Origin of the sequence: Shewanella algicola (assembly GCF_014648035.1) — a bacterium.
In the GTDB taxonomy this organism is placed as follows: domain Bacteria; phylum Pseudomonadota; class Gammaproteobacteria; order Enterobacterales; family Shewanellaceae; genus Shewanella; species Shewanella algicola.
Genome location: NZ_BMQI01000120.1, coordinates 1 through 2332, shown reverse-complemented (window position 1 = coordinate 2332; position 2332 = coordinate 1). Strand labels below are relative to the sequence as shown.

At 42.3% G+C, this 2332-nt stretch carries 2 protein-coding genes; both read right to left on the bottom strand.

Annotated elements, in window-relative coordinates; all coding sequences use genetic code 11:
- Nucleotides 1-393 precede the first annotated feature (393 nt).
- Nucleotides 394-990, bottom strand: coding sequence for a DUF4304 domain-containing protein (locus IEY42_RS21940; RefSeq protein ID WP_188927288.1), 597 nt, complete (start codon nt 988-990; stop codon nt 394-396).
- Nucleotides 991-1000: 10 nt separating this feature from the next.
- Nucleotides 1001-2332 (bottom strand): RHS repeat-associated core domain-containing protein (locus tag IEY42_RS21935; protein ID WP_308425015.1); only part of this gene is annotated, 1332 nt, incomplete at its 5' end.

The following is a 2332-nucleotide window of genomic DNA, read 5'->3' as shown; positions in this document are numbered from 1 at the left end:
AGTGCAAGCCCGAACAGAACAAGGATAGGATAAGTCCTAATCCGCATGGGTGTTTCACATTTTAGGCGCAGTGGTACGGATTTCATTAGGGGCGCAGCTTGGCTGTTAAGCCCGAATATATGTCAGTACAACCGCTTTAAGCGGTAAATGAGTCGCATCAAAAACAACGATAAGTGTGAAGCAGTAGATCAGAAAGCTAAGGCCCAAAAAAGCCTTGGGTGAGCAGAGTATTACCTTGACTCACCGGGAGCGTCCATATATGTCTTAATTATTTTATATTGACTACCGTAATCGCCTTTAACAAGGATATTACCTGCGGCGTCATAGTCGTAGTTAAGATGAAATAATTATGGGTGATGTCCTAATTATTGGGCTAGACTTCATAACCACATATCAAGATCGTTGGGACAGTCTTTCTGATATTTCCGTAGCCCTATTGCCCCAGTGCGAATCTGAAACTAACTCGCCAATTAATCGATCGCCCTCTTCTTTATTGTCAGTCATATTCAACAAGATGCCATGTGAAAGTTTCTCTGACGGCATATTAGGTCTAGTTTTATCAGATATACCAAGAAGGTCGCCCACGCTTTCAATTTCATCAAAAAAAGGCAGGCAATGTTTCAAGAATATAACATCAAGTTCTTTCCAAATTTTTTCGATATCTTCTTCAGTGTTAATTTGCCACCACTGATCACGGCGTTTTGGATCAAACCCAGAAAGTAAATACCCCAATCTAAATCGAGGATAACAATTTTCTTCTTTTACAAACTGAGGAACTTCCTTATTCCAAAAGATCTGCCACAGCTCATTGATAAAAACGCCGATATTAATAGTAAATAATTCTGTACCATCTACACGTGCTTTAGTTGATTGGATATCAATTACATGAACAACGCCATTAATTTCTCTATTCCACGTAGAGCCTTTTTTCTTAAATCCTAGTCGTTTAAGAAAGGGCGCAATGTACAATTTAATAAGCTCTTTAATCACCGATATTTCCTTAATCGTAAGTTAATAATCGTCCTTTCTTACCCGTTACCTGCTCATACCGCTTGAGCTGGCGTCTACCGGCTTTAATTCCTGAAGGTGTATTAGGTTTATATTCTATTGGGCGTCCGCTAGGAGTTAAGGCGTCAGGGATATGCACCCTTCCATTTGCATCTACAATTCGTGGTTTACTTACCCAGCCTTGATCGCGTTTTGCTTCTACTATTGCGTCAAAAGCGTCGTGAGCTGCTCTTCCTCGAGCCGCAGCAGCCGATTCACCGCCAGCACCACTTACAAATTGACCCTTTTCATTAATAGGCTGTCCAGCGCTATTAATTCTTCCCTTTGTAACATCAGGAAGCCTAGCAACCTTAAGTTTACGCTCAATATAGGCTTCAGTTCCAACTTTTCCTGCTACAACAGCTGCGCTTGTTAGATCACCTGTTTTTTGATATTCCTCATAACCTGCTTCTAATGCATCTATCCCAGACTTAATTCCATCAACAGTTTGCCCAATGGGTGTTAGCGAAAGCGCACCAGTCATATCTCCTTTAGTCGCAGAGCTATAACCAGCGATAAAACTTGACGAATTTCCATAGCTAGTAGAACTATCCTTAATACCAATACTATTTTGCTTACCGACATCAGACTTGAAGCGCCCAGTGTTATTAGTAAAAGCCATTGCATCTTTGACATCGCCCTTACCTCCAGAAGTTACGTAAGTCGTACCATTACTGTCTTTACCAACTGTACCAACTCTTTTGCCATCAGCATCTGTAATAGCTTTTGTCTCACCGCTCTTCAAACTACCAGAGCAGTCAGACATATTGTCTTCAGCCTGACAATAACCCGTCGGATCTGTCCCACTCATCGGGTTATTCAAAATATACGAATACGGGTTAGCGCTTTGACTATTCTCTGGGAACTGCAAAAACGGGTCAACACTTAAAAAACGGCCAATGTTAAAATCGTAAATCCGGCCGTTCATATGAATAAGCTCTTGCTCATTCAAATGCTCATGGTCGGTGTAGCCCTTAGTGACACCTTGCCAGCTCGTTAACAGGTTATTACCTGCGGCAATGTCTCTTGGACGACCAAACACATCATAACCACGGTGCTGTAATACGGCACCGGTTTTGGCATCCATCAAGGTATCGACACTGCCTAAGTGGTCTCGCAGTACGTGTTGGAACGGTGATTGATTACCTAAGCTGCCCACATGGGCTTTCATCTTAATGGTGTGGTCACCAATGTAGGTTTTATCTACCGTACTGCTTAAGGCCACTTCACGCTCAAAACTGCCCACATAATACGTGGTCGATACCACACTACCGCTTTGCTGTTT